Origin of the sequence: Paenibacillus sp. RC73, from assembly GCF_044908085.1 — a bacterium.
Lineage (GTDB): Bacteria > Bacillota > Bacilli > Paenibacillales > Paenibacillaceae > Paenibacillus > Paenibacillus terrae_A.
Genome location: NZ_JBIYCV010000002.1, coordinates 201223 through 216684, shown reverse-complemented (window position 1 = coordinate 216684; position 15462 = coordinate 201223). Strand labels below are relative to the sequence as shown.

The window sequence follows — 15462 nt, the reverse complement described above, 5'->3', positions numbered from 1 at the left end:
TGATGTCATCAAAGGAGGAGCGCCATGAAATCTCACTCAATACGCTTTTGGTTGCAAAGGGTGCTACTGCTACTACTTGTTTTACTATTCAGTGTCTTACAGCAATCGTTCATTATAGCTGATGCCGCTCCGCCTGTTAATTCCCAGGCCTCTGCCAAAGCCAGGCAACTACTCACCTACCTTTCCAATGTGCCGGGGGGTACGCTAATTTCCGGGCAGCATGATTATTTGGAGGCACCGGATGAACAAAATAACAAGCTACAACAAATCAGCGGACAATATGCAGGACTCCATGGCTATGAGTTTGGAGGATTAGCCAATCAGTCCCACGCAGCCTTACAAGAGCAACGTCTGCGTGTTGTGGACAGTGCGATCCAGTGGAGCCAGTCTGGCGGGATTGTAGCGATCACCTTTCATCAGGCGTTACCAGGTAAACCGAAAACGTGGAAAAACGTGCAAACCAAGCTCAGTCAGGCGGAATTTAATCGTTACATCACACCGGGTACCCCGCAATATCAACAGCTGATTGCAGATATTGATGAGGTTGCACTCTCCCTCAAAACCTTGCGGGATGCAGATGTGCCTGTTTTGTGGAGACCCTATCATGAAATGAACGGTAACTGGTTCTGGTGGGGGAACAAACAAAATTACGCCAAACTGTGGAATGTGATGTATGACCGATTCGTTAATGTTCATCATCTAGATAATCTGTTATGGGTATGGAGTCCGAATGCACCGAACGTATACAGCACACCGTACAGTCGAACTTTTCCAGGCATAAACAGAGTGGATATTCTCGCAGCTGACATATACAATAATGATTACAAAGCCTCTTATTACACCGGACTGCTCAAGCTTGCACAAGGCAAGCCGATTGGAATTGGAGAAAGTAATATTCTGCCGAGCGCCAATGTACTAAAAAATCAACCCGCCTGGGCTTATGCCATGACTTGGGGAAAGGAACTATCCACAACCAATTCGCAATCAGCGATCAGAACATTTATGAATCAAAATAATATTATCACACGGGACCTTCTCAACGAGGCTCTGCGCTGAAATAACAAAAAAAGCTTCAACTTCGCTCTATGAGTGAAATTGAAGCTTTTTTGAGTCTAACCAAGCGCTTAACTATTTCTAATCACTTCTTCCAGATCAATATCGGCATACGCCTCTTCACCGAGATGCACAGATACAATGGTATAGATCCGCTTGGTCAATCTCGACATCAGTCGATCTCCCGGCGCTACTGAATATTCTTCCCGATAATCTCCAATTTTATGAAAACCGCTGGACATATGGATGTACAAACTGCCTCTTCGTGTTTTACCATGTACCAACATCAAATCTCCTCCTGCTGTAACCATTCCTAATTTCATCTGTTACATGTATATCGGTCAGAATAAGATATGATATAAGTCCGCGTTTAAACCAAACGGGCCTGCCAGTAATATGACAGACCCGTTTTTGCAAAAGATATTTTCGTTCTTTAGGGAAAAACTATCCCTGATAGGATTCTGCAATCGCATTTGCCGCAATGATGGCGTTGTACACGTCAGCAGGACTGACCGGAAACGGCATATTGACCATCGTGTCATTCGATGCACAGGCAGCTTCGGCTACTTGACGCCATTCAGCCTCGACAAACTCCTCTACACCCAAATCACGAAGCGTCAATGGAAGACCTACATCCTTAACCAGTTTGATGACCGTTTCCAGTTCCTCTTTCGGTGCATTTTCCAGCACCAGCTGAGTTAGCAAGCCGAATGTGACCTTCTCGCCATGCTGTGCTTTATGCAGTAAAGGAACAGCCGTCATGCCATTATGAATCGCATGAGCTGCTGCCAAACCACCTGATTCCGCACCAACACCACTCAGATAAATTGTCGCTTCAATGGTATCTTCCACCGCACGAGTATATACTTTACGATCCACCGCAAGCTTGGCTTTCACGGCATTTTCCAGCAATGTATCATAACAGAGACGGGCAAGCCCCAGCCCTGTGGTGGAAGGCTTGTTCAGCACGAGGTTGTCCCCATTGGACTGATAACAAGCCCGCGCTTCAAAATAAGTAGCCAGCGCATCGCCGATGCCAGCTGCGAAGAAACGTGCAGGCGCCGCTGCCAGAATGCCCGTATCTGCGAGTACAACGTCGGGATTGGTTGGCAGGAACAAATACTCATCAAAGGAGCCATCTTTCTTGTAGATAACCGCAAGGGCTGTACAAGGGGCATCCGTAGAAGCAATCGTCGGGAAAATAACGACAGGCAGCTTTTCATAGTAAGCCGTTGCCTTAGCGGTATCCAGCGTTTTCCCGCCGCCGATTCCTATAATGATGTTAGCGCTATGTTTGCGCACCAATTCCCGGTTACGCTCAATTTCTTCTTTAGTACATTCATATTGAAATTTCTCGAAAATGGCCTGATTGCCAGCCGCTTCAATAGAAGCGCCAGCCTCCCTTTGAGCCCTTTCAAGTATAAACTCATCGCAAATAATAAAGGCTTTATCGCCATAATCCTTAATGTAGTCATTTAACGACGAGAGCAGATTTTGGCCAGAAATAAATTTCTTGGGTGAAGTGACGGACCTTACAACGTTTGTCATGTAAATTCCTCCTTAGCTTTGACTCACACCGAAAACACTATGTATCTCAGTATGTGACAACTTAACTATAGACCTCTTTTGACCCTGTTAAAAGACTGTTTATGGAATATTTTATGAACAAATTGTGTATCTCTCAAACTTTAACGCTTTCATTCCATTCGGAATACAGCATCCCCATCATAATACGGTCGTAACTGTTGCCATCACGAAGAACAGCCGAACGAACCCTGCCCTCAAGCTGGAAACCCGCCTTTTCGTAGGTTCGAATGGCCTGTTCATTGTACTCAATAACATCCAGACCGACCCGATTCAAATTTAATTCGTAAAAAGCATAACGAAGAATGAGACGCACCGCTTCCGCACCGTATCCCTTCCCACGGTAGTCCGTATTGCCTATGCCAATCGCCAACTGGCCGATCCGATTATTCCACTCAATCCCGTGAATGGCCACAAATCCGATCAGGACATCATCTGCTAACGTTCTCAACCGGAAATAGACCTCATTCGAACTGGGTGAACCTTCCGATTCCATTTGCTTCAGCGTATAAGGAAGTGCCAGGTCCGTATCCACATTACGCAAATACTCCGCATCCTCTCCCCATTTGAACATCGTTTCGGCATCTTCTTCCCTGACAGCGGATAGTTTAATCCGGTCCCCATAAAATAAATTTTCGATTGTCATGACACTCCATCTCCTGTTTTATGTTGTCCCATTTTCGCTCTAGCTATTATGCTATTAAACGTCCGCAATATAAGCCCCCTCAGGAATTCAATGTATAAACTTTACAAAACAATCGGACAAAACACAAACAAATAGCCATAAACTATCCATTCATCCTTTTTTATAGAAAAATATCCCTGATTCTGATAGACTATAATCAGTCTAATCCCCTACATATTTGTATAAAGGACCGGGACTATAGTCATGAACAGAAAGGAAGAGTAAGGATGAACAAACAATCCAAAATCATCTCCATCGCACTGGCATCGGCTCTAGTATTCAGCGTTTCTCTTCAATTCGCCCCCACCGTGGAGGCCAAAAAATCAAAAAAATCCCATAAATCAGCTACGCAAAGTTCCGTCTATTACAAAAACTGTACAGCTGTTAAAAAGGCAGGTAAGGCACCTCTCTACAAAGGTGATCCCGGCTACCGCTTAGCACTCGACCGTGATCATGACGGAATTGCCTGCGAAAAATAATCTCTCATTACATTTGAATGGGTATAATGCACAAAAAGACCCTGCGGCCGCAAGGTCTTTTTCATATTCCTTAATATTTAAACAGCATAGCAACCAGCTGATATCCGGCTCCAATTGTCCAGAACAGCACATAATCACCGCGGCGGATGCGACCGGATTCAATCCCTTCATACAAGGCAATGAACGGGCTGCTGGTACCCGTGTAGCCATAGCGATCACCCACATAGATCATTTGGGCATCCTCCAGCTTCAAGTGCTCCTGAATCTTCAACACATTTGCCAGCGAAAACTGGGACAGGCAATAAGCCCGTATATCCTGAGGCGCCAGTCCGTTCTTCTTCAAAATGCGTTCAAGCAGCTCAAATGTAGGGGGCAAGGCCATATTAGCGTCAAACGGAAGCCACTGAATATATTTTCCCGGAGCATCTGCTTGGAGTGTTGCCGCTAATCCCTGAGCCGGGTACAAAATTTTATCTATGTTGACCGGGTCCGTAAAATACATAGAATCCATAAAACCTGTATCCTCTTCTGTACGCTCCAAAATAACCGCACAAGCGGCATCCCCATAATTGGCATAAGTAATTTCATCCTCAGGGCCAGAAACAAGTGAATTATAATCCGAACCAATGATAAGTGCTGTCCTCACGTCAGGACTAGACAGCATGGATCGGCTGGCTTGATCGACAGCCACCGTCATGCCTGCACAATTCGCGTTAGAATCCATGACAACCACGTCATGTCTGGCCTCAATCGCTTGATGAATAAATAGGGCATTCATAGGGAACAGTGACTCTGGGACTTGGGTGGAAAACACGATCATGTCCACATCACGGCCTGTCATTTGAGCCTGATCCAGCGCTTTCTTGGCAGCCGCGATCCCCATCGCCAAACCGTTCTCGTCCGGGTGATCAATAATGTAACGCTTTTTCCTGCCCATATGCTCCATGAAGCGCCGAATATCTTTGCCCTGTTTGCCAAAATGACGGATATAATATTCGTTATCTACTGAATGAGGCGGATGATACACACCCAATGCCTTTATTCTAATATGGCTCATCAGCAGGTTCCCCCTTACACATTCATCTCGCTGTTTGTCACCGCTTCAGAACATTATTGTACGACGATATCTACGTTGTTTAATCCCGCTTCACGTGCTACACGACCGAGTTGCATTTTAATAATCGTTTGTTGAAGGCTGATAACAAAAATCACTTTGGCAAATCCGGTCTCTTTATACCGTACAAAAGAACCTTTCAGTTTTTCTACTTCTCCTGGGCCCAGCAGTGCCAATTGGGTACAGTCTACTTTGAGCGTAAAGCTGGAAGCCTGAATAGAGGAAGTCTTGGATACATACTCATTGACAAAACTATCATACTCAGTCGGGCTAAACACACCGTTCACCGCCATATGTACCGTTTTAATGGTTTGATCCACTTCGATGCTGTAAGGATTTTGACTCATTTCAGTAAGACTCCTTTGAAATCATATTTTTTACTATTAATAGTATCGGAAAAATATGTAGAAATTTTAATATTAAAATAGAGAAATCGACACTAATATATTACAAATTTGTGAATATGCAAAAAAAGCCGCCACTGCTCCTGGCTACAGGGAGCAACTGACGACTAACGAGTTACGTGTTCTTACGTTGAATTAATTTGTAAACGTATGGCGGCCGAGTGAAATGACAGCCGGACGGCTCTTGCTCCACTTGGCTGTGGCAATGGCCGGATTGTAATAAAACAGGGACCCGTTCGTCGGATCAGCACCATTAAGAGCCTGTCTTGCCGCACGATACGCGGTCTTGTTCGGTTTCAGGCGGTATTGACCATCCTGTACAGCGGTGAACTGGCCTGGCTGCAAAATAACGTCCGGAATCGAGCTTGGAAATTCATTGGACTGCACACGATTTAATACGACCGCCCCCACGGCTACCTGCCCTTGAAAAGATTCCCCGCGTGCCTCGGCATAAATAATCCGGGCCAACTGCTCCAGGGCGGTTAAACGCACCTTCCCGAAGGAATCCAGCTTGGCTTGCGTTGTCGCTCCGGCTACACCGTCGGGCGTAAGGCCGTAGTCCCGTTGGAAACGGGCAACTGCTTTACTGGTCAAGGATCCGTAATACCCGGTAAAACCGGCTTTAAAATAACCGAGCGAATGAAGCTGCTGTTGAAGCTCCAGCACCTGCTCACTCTGAGCCCCTTTCGTCAGCGTTGACGATTGCGCTTGTACTTGTCCTGGAGCAACCGACAACACAGCACCCAGCATACATGCACAGGACAGGATCAACATAGAACATTTTTTCATATTCCAGACAACCTCCTCTTTCTTGTTCTGTCCGGTACAACCATTCCGGCCTGTACAACTCAGGGGCGTTTATCCGATGATGTTTCTTGGGCTATAGCTTATGCCTAGCTGCGGAAATGACGCGTTGCTACATACGGAATCGGACAAAGATGCTCTCACACGTCCGTTGCAGTATACCACAAGCCGCATTTACGTATCATCCGGCTCTGGTCCTATGACTGCGCATACAAATAACGTAGCCTTAGCGGACTGACGAGTGCCCCTATCCCTTGCACACAACATTGGGCGAATGCATAGGGTAGCTGTACGACCATCAAATTTTAAATAGCAGAAAGGCAGGAACGACGCGTGGATTCATATATGGATTACACCTCTCCCTCCGCACAATTTACTTATGATTTAAAAGACAATGTTTTATTTCAAAAGGATGCTCAAAACTACATCAACGAGCTTTCGATCCAGCAACTAAATACGTTGGCGAATATATCGCTGCTGGATATTTACCTCAGCACAGCCAACGTCGTAGAGCCTCATTACCACCAAAATGCAGCAGAACTGGTATACTGCGTCTCTGGAGCAGTGACCGTGTCACTAATTAACCCTTTCACCCGCGAGTTGCACCATTTCCCGCTCATACCTGGTCAGGTCGCTAATGTTCCCCAGGGATGGTGGCACTACGAGGTCGCCACAATGGATCATACTCATTTGATAGCGATTTTTAATGCTCCCACCCCTGAATTCATCCTCGGCTCCGACATCTTGCGATTAACGCCAAGCAATATTCTGGCTCATACCTACTGCCTGAATGAGAATAAAATTCAGGAAGCGCTCGCTCCTATCAAAAAGCCTGTGATCATCGGTCCGCCTAATGACTGCAAGCACCAGCAGGCCAAAAAAACGGGAATACATGTGAGACTTGCCGATACTCCCCCATACCAACAGGTCGCCCCGGAAAGAAACTATGCCCCTACAAACGGATATCCCGGCTTCGCCTTTAACCCTTATCATGAATGGACCTGACCCTGATAAGATCATAAATCCGTGGGAATGCCCTCTCCCTGTATATTAGCCGTTACCGTTACATCATTCCTCTCATAAAATGCGAATGTACAAGAGGGGGTGATTGAATGGACGCTTATTACAACTGCTTGGGCTGTATGAACAGACGGGTACGTGTTTTGACTATGGACGGACAACAGCACGAAGGAACCATCGTGAAGGTGGATCGCAATAATGTGTACTTAAAAGCGGAATCAAACGGGCGTGTTCAAACCTCTGCATTTTATCCTGGCTATGGATATGGTAATCAAATCTTAACCTTGAGCCTGTTCACCCTATTAGCGATTGCTTTAATTTAGTCCACTGCACCCGTCAAGCCCTGTCTACCAAACCGATTGACACCTCATATGACAGCTACCACCCCCGACACTCATCCGTCAGGGAGTGGTAACTGCTATTTGGGGTGTTTTACAATCCAAACAAGTCACTTGAATCCCTTAAAATGCTAAATCCCCCACCAGCTATACACCGGTGAGGGATTTAATACACTCAATTCAAATTAGATCCATAACGACTTGGTGATGATGACCAGCAGAATGAACAGTACCAGGATAGCCCCTGTTGATGTCCAAACTCCGCCTGGGTATCCTTGACCGCCGCCACAACCTCTTTCGCATTCACTCATGGTAAGTTCCTCCTTCAATTCAAGGTACATCATAGCTTATGTATAGAGGCTTCCTATGGACCGGGCTTATCGGCAATGATGTGAATCTTTCCGTCGATTGGGCATCCGCCTACACCCTTTCTGGGCAGGAGCATAAGATATCACAATTAATCCTGAAGGAGTGAAGCAATTGAATCCAAATCAAGCGCTTAATTACAGTACGAACCAACCTTTTCCCCATCACCACCATACCCCTCATCACATCATGGTAACCCCTGTAGACCCGTATGTGGTAGAAACATTAAAATCGGTCATTGGCAAATATGTTGTACTGGAGACCACTCGTGGCAGAATTGACGGTTGTGTAGTGGATTGTAAACCTGATCATGTTATTTTGGATGTGTACGGAAAGAAATTCTTTGTCCGGATCTGTGAAATCGTATGGATTATGCCCAATTAGACGATTAGACGCCAAAAATCCTCGCCGATCCTATGCCAGATTCGCGAGGATTTACTATTGTCATAAGCTTCTGCTATTCAATTATCTCCCGCCAGCGAAGAACGGAGTTCATCTATCGTTCCATTGAATTCATTCAAATCCACATTACCACGGATACCCGGAACACTACCTGTGCTACTGTACTGCCAGGCCCACCAGTTATCCCAGGCTGGAACTGCAGTCGGTTTTTGAGTGGTGCTGTATCTGGCTACCCACAATTTATACATAGAAAGTGTAGGATCAAACTTGGAAGCGAAGACATTTCCCGTGTACACGATTGGCAGACGTCCGGTAAGCTTCTCCGTTTCATCCAAAAATGCATGAGCCACTTCACTAATTTGCGAAGGAGTAAGACCTTTTGGGTTATTTTCATAATCCATCACTGGTGGAAGATCCAGACTGCCCCCTGCTGATTCTATAGCCCTGGCAAAATTAGCAGCTTCCTGACGAGCACCATCCGTAGTTGTAGCGTTCAAAAAGTGATAAGCACCGACCAGTATGTTGGCATCCCTCGCACCCTGAACATTTGCTAAAAATTGATTATCTTGATATGCTGTCCCCTCAGTAGCCTTGATGAAAGCAAATGTCTTGCCTGCGGCCGCAACCTGCTGCCAATCTATATTGCCATTATAGTGAGAGACATCGATCCCTTGAGCATGTCCGTCGGAAGAGATGACAGGCTCAGGGACGATTGTATCAGGAGCTATAGTAGATGTAACAGGCTCAGTAGATGTTGACTCCAGTGTTTCTTCTGAATCCTGATTCAAAGAAACACTACTTCCGCTTGAGACAGGTGGGGAAGTCAGAAACACCGTTTTTAACTTGCTGCTCCATGTCACATCAAGCCCTGTCTGTTCAGATACAAAGCGAAGCGGAACATAAGTCGTTCCGTCTTTAAGCAATGGAGCTACCATCAACCCCATTTGATGACCATCGACTGACGCTATGGGGCTATTTACCTGGAGGCTGAGGTTATGATCTCGATCCTGTATCGTTACCGTACTTGTCTTGGGCTCCCAATTGACCTTATAACCCAATTCCTCCACAATGAGACGAAGTGGGACCAACACATTACCTTTTATTTCCTGGATCTGAATTCCCTTCGCAGTACTTAAATCTTTACCATCCAGCTCAATATGTGAACTTGAAGACGTAGCGTGAGTTTCCCCTGGAAATACCCATAAAAACAGAAATAAAAAAGCCAAAAAACAAATTTTCTTCATTATGTACCCTACCATTCTATAAATTTTCACTTATGAAAATCGTGCAATCTAGTATCCTCAGTACCCGCCATTTTGATAGACGCCAATAATATGTAAAAAGTTACGGATAAGTCATCACATATCTCAAGTTTATCATTTACAGCACTAAAAAGTCTCTACCAGCTACATAGCGAGCAGAGACTTCTTTTGTATCCTTATTCACACGGTTAAAAATGTTAAGCCTGCAAGAATGACCGAGGTGATGGACAGCACCAGTAAAGGAAGCACCGCTTTCTCCCGCAAGGTCTTAAAGCTCACATTCAGCCCCATGCCTACCATTGCCATCGTTAGCATAAATGTGGTGATGTGAGAAAGTCCGTTCATCAGACTAGAAGGAACTACGATATATTTTCCCAAAACATAGCTACCGATCAAACTTGTTATGACAAATCCAATGAGAAACCAGGGGAACTCCATTTTCGCATCCGAGTGGATCTTTCCGGTTCGCTTCATCCAGTACATGATCATAAAGCTAAGCGGTATTAGCAAAAAGACACGGCCCAGCTTGGCTAGTAAGCCAATCGCGAGAGCATCCTGTCCGGCAGGTTCAGCAGCTAAGGCCACATGTGCAATTTCATGCAAACTGATGCCTGACCATATTCCATATTGCATATCCGTCAAAGGAAGCCAGGATCGAAGGACAGTAAACAAAATGGCAAATACAGTTCCGACCAAAGCAATGAGCCCTACTCCTATAGCCGTATCCTCATCCTTGGATTTCAACAGGGGAGAGACAGCCGCAATCGCAGCCGCACCGCAGACACCTGTCCCAATACCGAGAAGAAGCGAGAGCGAAGCATCTGCCTTAAAGCGCTTGGCCAGCCACATCGTAAACAGGATGGAAAATACGACGGTACCCATATCACGCAGGAGCAAGCCCATACCGTGATGAATAACAACATCCATATTGAGCTTTAGTCCGTATAATACGATAGCCCCTCTCAGCAATTTTTTAGCCGAAAACTCAACCCCTGAGTGTAAAGCTTCGGGATATCCCCATAGCTGTCGGTATAAGACTGCGAGAAACATGGCGCAAGCCAAAGGGCCTACATAATGAAAGCCAGGTATTTCGTTCAGACCATACCCCACGGATGCAAATATCATGGTCAGTCCAATGCCTAAGATACGCTGGATAAAGCGATTTCGGTTAGAGTGTGGGGAACGCTTTTGTGATAAACCGGAACTTAGTGAACATTTCATGCGCTTTATGTGACTGCTCATGGTGAATACCTCCAATTCTGTCTTCATAAAGCTTAATGCGTATTTTGTCATAAGGAAAATAAATCATTATAATAGTATTCATAAGTAAATACATATGATGAAAATGGAGGAGTTGGCTTTGGATCAATCTTTAATCGTATTTGTTATGGCAGCGGAGAAACAAAACTTCACAAGAACAGCCGAAGAGTTACACATGACCCAGCCTGCCGTAAGTCAATACATTCAAACGCTGGAGCGTACGATGGGAGCCCGGCTTTTGGAGCGAAGTAATAAATATGTGCGTTTAACCAAAGCCGGTGAAATTGTATATCATCATGCCCAGGAAATTATCCGCCTCCACACCCGAATGCAGTATTTAGTGGACGAGTTGATGAATACAGCAAAAGGCAATCTGTCCATTGGCGCAAGCTACACGTACGGAGAGTACGTACTTCCTCATGTGATTGCGCAAATGAGAAGTCAATATCCGCTCATTCAGCCCTCCATTAGCATCGGCAACACTCAGGAAATTGAAAGATTGGTGATCGGCAATCAACTGGATGTGGGGATTATTGAAGGAGAATTTCAGCATGACCATTTGTACATTGAACCGTTTGCAGAAGATGAAATGTATATTGTCGTTCCACATCATCATCGTTTGGCTGGTAAAGCTCAAGTGGGATTAAGTGAGCTACAAGAGGACATTTGGATTCTGCGCGAAGAAGGCTCTGGAACCCGGGAAGCGGCGGAAAAGATGTTTGCACGATTTCAGTTTGCCCCTGCTCATATTATGGATTTTGGCAGCACTCAGATTATTAAAGAGTCTGTAGAAGCAGGCTTGGGCATTTCTTTGCTGTCACAGTGGACAATTCAAAAGGAACTCACCTTGGGCACTTTAAAAGTGTTGGATATAAGCGGCTTCCCGGTCGTTCGAAAATTCTCTTTTCTGACCCCTTCTGCGGTATTTGAAACGAAAGCGGCTACCGTTTTTTTAGAGGTTTTACGAGGTTATAACGTGAAAAGGTGAACCGCCTACTCCGTTTTTATGAAAAAGATCCAAAAGCCCCTTGCTTGAAAGCAAGGGGCAGCAAATCCTGCTCCTTCAATTCCATCGGATGACTGCGGTTGCTTAAACAACATGTGTTGCACTTATATGTTATAGCGGCGGCCCGCCTGCTGCAATCATCAAAAAGACAAAATGTTGGATAGACAACACACTCGTTATATTTTTGTTTTAAGAGGATAGATGGTCTTGCCCATGATACAAAAAGTGGCTAAAATCGGCGTAGCTGCCTTGAAATTGTTGCATGTCGTGGGCGGCAATCCCTACAAAATTCCCTGTAAATCCACCTGATAAAAAGCTGATATTTTGCTTTTCAAAAAGTGGAGTCCAGGTGGGTTCATTCCCGAGATGGTAATAAAATCGTCCTTGGGTTGCATGGACTTCTACGGCCAAATGTATAGGAAGATCCTCCTGAAGTATAATCGCATGGGGAACTAATGTGAATGTATCTGCTTCACATCGCATCATGCGCAGTACTTTCCCTTGTCCCTCTTCATAGCTGACATAGGCATATAGATAATTTTCATCATTTAGATACAGCAGGAGCCCCGCCATTTGCAAATAGCTGACAGGTTGATATTCCAGTGCCGTTTCCACCCGAAAATGATGATCGGTTTGCCGGATGGCAAGCACATGATGATGAAACAGACTTTGAATGGATTCTCCAGCCAGAATTCGAAGATAGCCCGGACGCTGGCTCAGTGAGCACCAACGGTCATCCGCCAGTATGCGCAATGTGTTCCACGTTTTATTTAAAACGGGCCCCTCGAAAAAGTCTTCGAATATAAAGCTGTGCTTCTGCCCTGCCGAGAAATTGGTTCCGATAGGTGCAGGCACTTCGAATTGCGGCGTATGGCCCCCGCCGGTTAATCGCAGCCAGCCTTCATCATTCCAGTACACGTGCTGCAAGGCTGTTTCTCGCCCTAAAATGGCATACTTCCCTTCCAATGGACGAGTACATAAATGAGCCATATACCAATCGCCATCTGGCGTCTGTACAAGACTGCCATGTCCTGCACATTGTAAAGGGAATTCAGGACGATCGCGTGACGTAAGCATCGGGTTATGCGGGTCTACTTCATAAGGCCCGGATAGCTGCTTCGAACGGGCTACGGTTACCGCATGTCCCGTACCCGTTCCACCTTCCGCTGTAATAAGATAATAATATCCGTTTTGCTTGTAAATATGAGGGGCTTCTGTCTTTTTCAAAGGCGTGCAATCAAAAATTTTCACAGGCTCGCCAATAAGTCGTTGCTGCCTGCTATCGTATTCCTGCATAACAATACCTGAAGATTTATTGCTGTCCAACATGCGGTAATCCCACAATGCATTCAATAGCCATTTACGTCCATCCTCGTCGTGAAATAAAGACGGATCGAATCCACTACTGTTGAGATAAACCGGGTCTGACCATGGGCCATGAATCGCAGGCGCCGTCATCACAAAATTATGAACGTCCTTAAACGGACGTCTGGTGCTCTTCACATCCGTATAGAGCAGATAAAAAAGGTTATCCGCGTAGCTCAGCTGCGGCGCCCAAATGCTGCAATTTTTCGGGTTTCCTTTTAAATCAACCTGATCGGTCAAAATATCTGTACAGTGCTCCCAATGGGCCAAATCTGTGGACTGATACACCCGTACTCCCGGCAGCCACTCAAACGATGACACGACAATATAGTAAGTATCCTCGACTCGTACAATACACGGATCGGGATTAAAGCCTTTTAATATGGGATTTTGGATCATCATGAGAAATTGCTCCTCCTTGCTTCCAAAAAGTGTATCCAACAAAAACCTGCTCCTTGCTCCACACTTCTGCTCCTGCTTCAAAACAACCCGCCCACCGAACACGCTGCCTACGCAACGAGGCAACATCGGATACACCATACTCCTGATAGCAAACTGTTTTCTCATTTGCAGCATCATCCCAATTGTCCCAACCCCGTGGATCAATATGTTCGCCCATTTTACAATCCACAAATACGGTCTTGGCATACTCACGCCACGGACGCCCCAAAAATACCGGAGTAATATCAGGCTCTGCGGTTAAGTAGCAATGATTGAATACATAGCCATACGCTTGTCCCTGGGGAGTGGAGGCGGCTGTAACGTAGCTCGTTTGGTTCTCATGATGGCGCAAACTGCGAATTTCGCAATGTTCAAAATAAGCGGTAGCCCCACCAAAAATGAAGTCTACCGTTCCCTCGATATAACATTGCTGATAAAGCTGGCGATAGTGGGCATGATGTTCTTTCAAATGAATGCCGCCAAACTTTAGCCGTTCTTTCGGTGCCGGAGGCAAGGGGCCTGTAAATAATGTATCCTGATGCCCGCGAAAGGTGCAGTTTCTAAAAACCGTTTTATCACAGTGAGCATATACGGCAACAGCCTGTCCAATGGCTTCCCCCTGTCCCGCCGTGTTGGAAATCGTGAGATTTTCCAAAATCAGATGGCTACCGCCTAAAAATAAAGTGGGAGTCGCAAAGGTCCCTATTTCCTCCCCTGCCTCATCCCGCTCCTTGGCATATCGATGCATTCGAATGTCTACCTGTCCGATGCCTATGATATGGAGATACGAACGGTAAATTCGCACCTCTTCCTCGTAGGTACCCGATAAAATATACAGCGTTTCCATTTCGTTAGAAGGCGACTGCTCCAATACAGCAATCGCCTCCTGAATCGTATGAAAATCACAAAAGGATTCTTTCCCTACCAGCATGGTTGCCCCAATCCTTTCATTGGAATTACAGATGTTCTGCTAAAAATGACTGCCACGCCGTTCGCATTTCCAAGGTCTCCATATGCCCGCCACCTGCAATCACAGGCTGCCAATGCTCAGGGTGACCTGCTTCCTGGTAAGCTTCCAGCAGTCCCTCCGCCAAATGCTCGACCCCCTCGATAGGACACATTCGGTCATTTTGGCCTGTTATGCTCATTCGTGGACGGGGAACAATCCGCTTTTGAATATCCAACGTGGTAAAATGCTTAAGCAAGCCGGGGACATAGGAATAGAAGCCATGTTGATCCAGTCCCCTTTTGGCGATCAGCGTGTGGGCATCTACCTGTCCGCAAATATCAATGGTGACCTGTATCCGCTCATCTAACGCTGCCAGCCACCACGCCATCAGACCTCCCATCGACATGCCAATCGTTGCGATGCGGGAAGCATCAACACTCTCTCGCTGGCACATATAGTCCACCAAACGACGGTTATCGTACAGCATCATGCCCCACAGCACCTGGCCCTGCCAGAGCATCTCCTTTACCAGCTCACTTTCGGTTTTGCCCCCACGTTCATTAAAGCCCCACATGTCAATACAACAAGCGCAATAGCCCATGTCTGTCAGGGTTTTGGCAAACGAGGGCTGCTGCAAGTAGGAGCTGCTATGGATAAATTCCTTGCGTCCATTCGTATAATTGCCCCCATGCGAATGGTTGAAAATGACCAATGGAAACGGACTGTTTCCTTGTAGTGGTGTGGCTATATAAGCTGGCACAGGCTCGATTCCGTTTATGTCCAGCAGGAGAGATTCCAGTTGGTATCCCTCTTGCTCCTCTTGCTTTAGCACGGTAGCTGTAACGGGTCGATCTGCCGGAAGATCTCCCAATAATGCTTGCAGCTTATCCACGTGTTCCCTCCTTCCATGCCCCTCCTAAATCAGGATTT

17 protein-coding genes and 1 pseudogene are annotated in these 15462 nt (G+C 46.0%); 6 read left to right on the top strand and 12 right to left on the bottom strand.

Translation table 11 applies throughout. The features are described 5' to 3' along the window. The first annotated feature begins 24 nt into the window (after window positions 1-24). The gene (locus tag ABH897_RS04505; RefSeq protein WP_404580031.1) at window positions 25-1056 is read left to right on the top strand and encodes a glycosyl hydrolase; all 1032 of its coding nucleotides are present in this window, start codon (window positions 25-27) and stop codon (window positions 1054-1056) included. A 68-nt stretch (window positions 1057-1124) separates the two neighbouring features. Here ABH897_RS04505 and ABH897_RS04500 read toward each other — a convergent pair whose 3' ends face one another. From ABH897_RS04500 to ABH897_RS04490, 3 genes are all read right to left on the bottom strand, one after another. Continuing rightward, window positions 1125-1340, bottom strand: a complete 216-nt coding sequence (locus ABH897_RS04500; RefSeq protein ID WP_025685324.1) for a hypothetical protein — start codon at window positions 1338-1340, stop codon at window positions 1125-1127. Window positions 1341-1497: 157 nt separating this feature from the next. Next, window positions 1498-2601, bottom strand: a complete 1104-nt coding sequence (locus ABH897_RS04495) for a glycerol dehydrogenase (RefSeq protein WP_283652455.1) — start codon at window positions 2599-2601, stop codon at window positions 1498-1500. A 133-nt stretch (window positions 2602-2734) separates the two neighbouring features. Next, complete coding sequence (locus ABH897_RS04490) at window positions 2735-3283, bottom strand: GNAT family N-acetyltransferase (RefSeq protein ID WP_283652456.1); 549 nt, start codon at window positions 3281-3283, stop codon at window positions 2735-2737. A gap of 350 nt (window positions 3284-3633) precedes the next feature. Between ABH897_RS04490 and ABH897_RS04485 the strand changes: the two are divergent. Further along, a pseudogene (locus ABH897_RS04485) lies at window positions 3634-3801 on the top strand (excalibur calcium-binding domain-containing protein); the annotation flags it as partial. 70 nt (window positions 3802-3871) lie between these two features. Here ABH897_RS04485 and ABH897_RS04480 read toward each other — a convergent pair. The 3 genes from ABH897_RS04480 to ABH897_RS04470 all read right to left on the bottom strand — a co-directional run bounded on the left by ABH897_RS04480 (window position 3872) and on the right by ABH897_RS04470 (window position 6108). Beyond that, on the bottom strand, window positions 3872-4858 hold the full coding sequence (locus ABH897_RS04480; RefSeq protein WP_283652457.1) for a ketoacyl-ACP synthase III: 987 nt from the start codon (window positions 4856-4858) through the stop codon (window positions 3872-3874). Window positions 4859-4911: 53 nt separating this feature from the next. Continuing rightward, on the bottom strand, window positions 4912-5262 hold the full coding sequence (locus ABH897_RS04475) for a hypothetical protein (RefSeq protein ID WP_283652458.1): 351 nt from the start codon (window positions 5260-5262) through the stop codon (window positions 4912-4914). 192 nt (window positions 5263-5454) lie between these two features. Next, window positions 5455-6108 carry a cell wall hydrolase gene (locus tag ABH897_RS04470; RefSeq protein WP_283652459.1) on the bottom strand — a complete coding sequence of 218 codons (654 nt, stop codon included), beginning with the start codon at window positions 6106-6108 and terminating at the stop codon, window positions 5455-5457. Between the two features lie 348 nt (window positions 6109-6456). Between ABH897_RS04470 and ABH897_RS04465 the strand changes: the two genes are divergently transcribed. Both ABH897_RS04465 and ABH897_RS04460 read left to right on the top strand, forming a co-directional pair. Further along, a complete protein-coding gene (locus tag ABH897_RS04465; RefSeq protein WP_404518777.1) occupies window positions 6457-7128 on the top strand; it encodes a cupin domain-containing protein in 672 nt (223 codons plus the stop codon). 107 nt (window positions 7129-7235) lie between these two features. Further along, window positions 7236-7466, top strand: coding sequence for an LSm family protein (locus ABH897_RS04460; protein WP_283652460.1), 231 nt, complete (start codon window positions 7236-7238; stop codon window positions 7464-7466). Window positions 7467-7666: 200 nt separating this feature from the next. Here the strand turns inward: ABH897_RS04460 and ABH897_RS04455 are convergent, their stop codons facing one another. Further along, window positions 7667-7792 carry a hypothetical protein gene (locus ABH897_RS04455; protein WP_283652461.1) on the bottom strand — a complete coding sequence of 42 codons (126 nt, stop codon included), beginning with the start codon at window positions 7790-7792 and terminating at the stop codon, window positions 7667-7669. A 169-nt stretch (window positions 7793-7961) separates the two neighbouring features. Between ABH897_RS04455 and ABH897_RS04450 the strand changes: the two genes are divergently transcribed. Then, entirely contained in the window at window positions 7962-8231 is a 270-nt protein-coding gene (locus ABH897_RS04450) for a YuzF family protein (protein WP_044648245.1), read from the top strand. Between the two features lie 77 nt (window positions 8232-8308). On the opposite strand, the gene ABH897_RS04445 is transcribed toward ABH897_RS04450, so the two are convergent. Beyond that, the gene (locus ABH897_RS04445) at window positions 8309-9493 is read right to left on the bottom strand and encodes a GH25 family lysozyme (protein ID WP_404518776.1); all 1185 of its coding nucleotides are present in this window, start codon (window positions 9491-9493) and stop codon (window positions 8309-8311) included. A gap of 198 nt (window positions 9494-9691) precedes the next feature. Further along, window positions 9692-10753: a YeiH family protein gene (locus ABH897_RS04440; protein WP_283652463.1), complete on the bottom strand. Its 1062-nt coding sequence runs from the start codon at window positions 10751-10753 to the stop codon at window positions 9692-9694. Window positions 10754-10871: 118 nt separating this feature from the next. Here ABH897_RS04440 and ABH897_RS04435 point away from each other — a divergent pair, with 118 nt between their 5' ends. Continuing rightward, window positions 10872-11759, top strand: a complete 888-nt coding sequence (locus ABH897_RS04435) for a LysR family transcriptional regulator (protein ID WP_283652464.1) — start codon at window positions 10872-10874, stop codon at window positions 11757-11759. A gap of 207 nt (window positions 11760-11966) precedes the next feature. Here the strand turns inward: ABH897_RS04435 and ABH897_RS04430 are convergent, their stop codons facing one another. From ABH897_RS04430 to ABH897_RS04420, 3 genes are read right to left on the bottom strand one after another with little or no spacing between them, the layout of a single operon-like run. Then, the gene (locus tag ABH897_RS04430) at window positions 11967-13544 is read right to left on the bottom strand and encodes a glycoside hydrolase family 43 protein (RefSeq protein WP_283652465.1); all 1578 of its coding nucleotides are present in this window, start codon (window positions 13542-13544) and stop codon (window positions 11967-11969) included. After that, a complete protein-coding gene (locus ABH897_RS04425) occupies window positions 13510-14514 on the bottom strand; it encodes a pectinesterase family protein (protein ID WP_404518775.1) in 1005 nt (334 codons plus the stop codon). Before ABH897_RS04425 ends, ABH897_RS04430 begins: the two co-directional genes overlap by 35 nt. Before the next feature lie 25 nt (window positions 14515-14539). Beyond that, window positions 14540-15424 (bottom strand): dienelactone hydrolase family protein, encoded by an 885-nt coding sequence (locus ABH897_RS04420; RefSeq protein ID WP_404518774.1) that lies wholly within the window; start codon window positions 15422-15424, stop codon window positions 14540-14542. Window positions 15425-15462 lie beyond the last annotated feature (38 nt).

Coding starts and splice junctions, on each gene's coding strand:
- ABH897_RS04505 (WP_404580031.1), top strand. CDS start 25: ATGAAATCTCACTCAATACGCTTTTGGTTGCAAAGGGTGCTACTGCTA.
- ABH897_RS04500 (WP_025685324.1), bottom strand. CDS start 1,340: ATGTTGGTACATGGTAAAACACGAAGAGGCAGTTTGTACATCCATATG.
- ABH897_RS04495 (WP_283652455.1), bottom strand. CDS start 2,601: ATGACAAACGTTGTAAGGTCCGTCACTTCACCCAAGAAATTTATTTCT.
- ABH897_RS04490 (WP_283652456.1), bottom strand. CDS start 3,283: ATGACAATCGAAAATTTATTTTATGGGGACCGGATTAAACTATCCGCT.
- ABH897_RS04480 (WP_283652457.1), bottom strand. CDS start 4,858: ATGAGCCATATTAGAATAAAGGCATTGGGTGTGTATCATCCGCCTCAT.
- ABH897_RS04475 (WP_283652458.1), bottom strand. CDS start 5,262: ATGAGTCAAAATCCTTACAGCATCGAAGTGGATCAAACCATTAAAACG.
- ABH897_RS04470 (WP_283652459.1), bottom strand. CDS start 6,108: ATGAAAAAATGTTCTATGTTGATCCTGTCCTGTGCATGTATGCTGGGT.
- ABH897_RS04460 (WP_283652460.1), top strand. CDS start 7,236: ATGGACGCTTATTACAACTGCTTGGGCTGTATGAACAGACGGGTACGT.
- ABH897_RS04455 (WP_283652461.1), bottom strand. CDS start 7,792: ATGAGTGAATGCGAAAGAGGTTGTGGCGGCGGTCAAGGATACCCAGGC.
- ABH897_RS04445 (WP_404518776.1), bottom strand. CDS start 9,493: ATGAAGAAAATTTGTTTTTTGGCTTTTTTATTTCTGTTTTTATGGGTA.
- ABH897_RS04440 (WP_283652463.1), bottom strand. CDS start 10,753: ATGAGCAGTCACATAAAGCGCATGAAATGTTCACTAAGTTCCGGTTTA.
- ABH897_RS04430 (WP_283652465.1), bottom strand. CDS start 13,544: ATGATGATCCAAAATCCCATATTAAAAGGCTTTAATCCCGATCCGTGT.
- ABH897_RS04425 (WP_404518775.1), bottom strand. CDS start 14,514: ATGCTGGTAGGGAAAGAATCCTTTTGTGATTTTCATACGATTCAGGAG.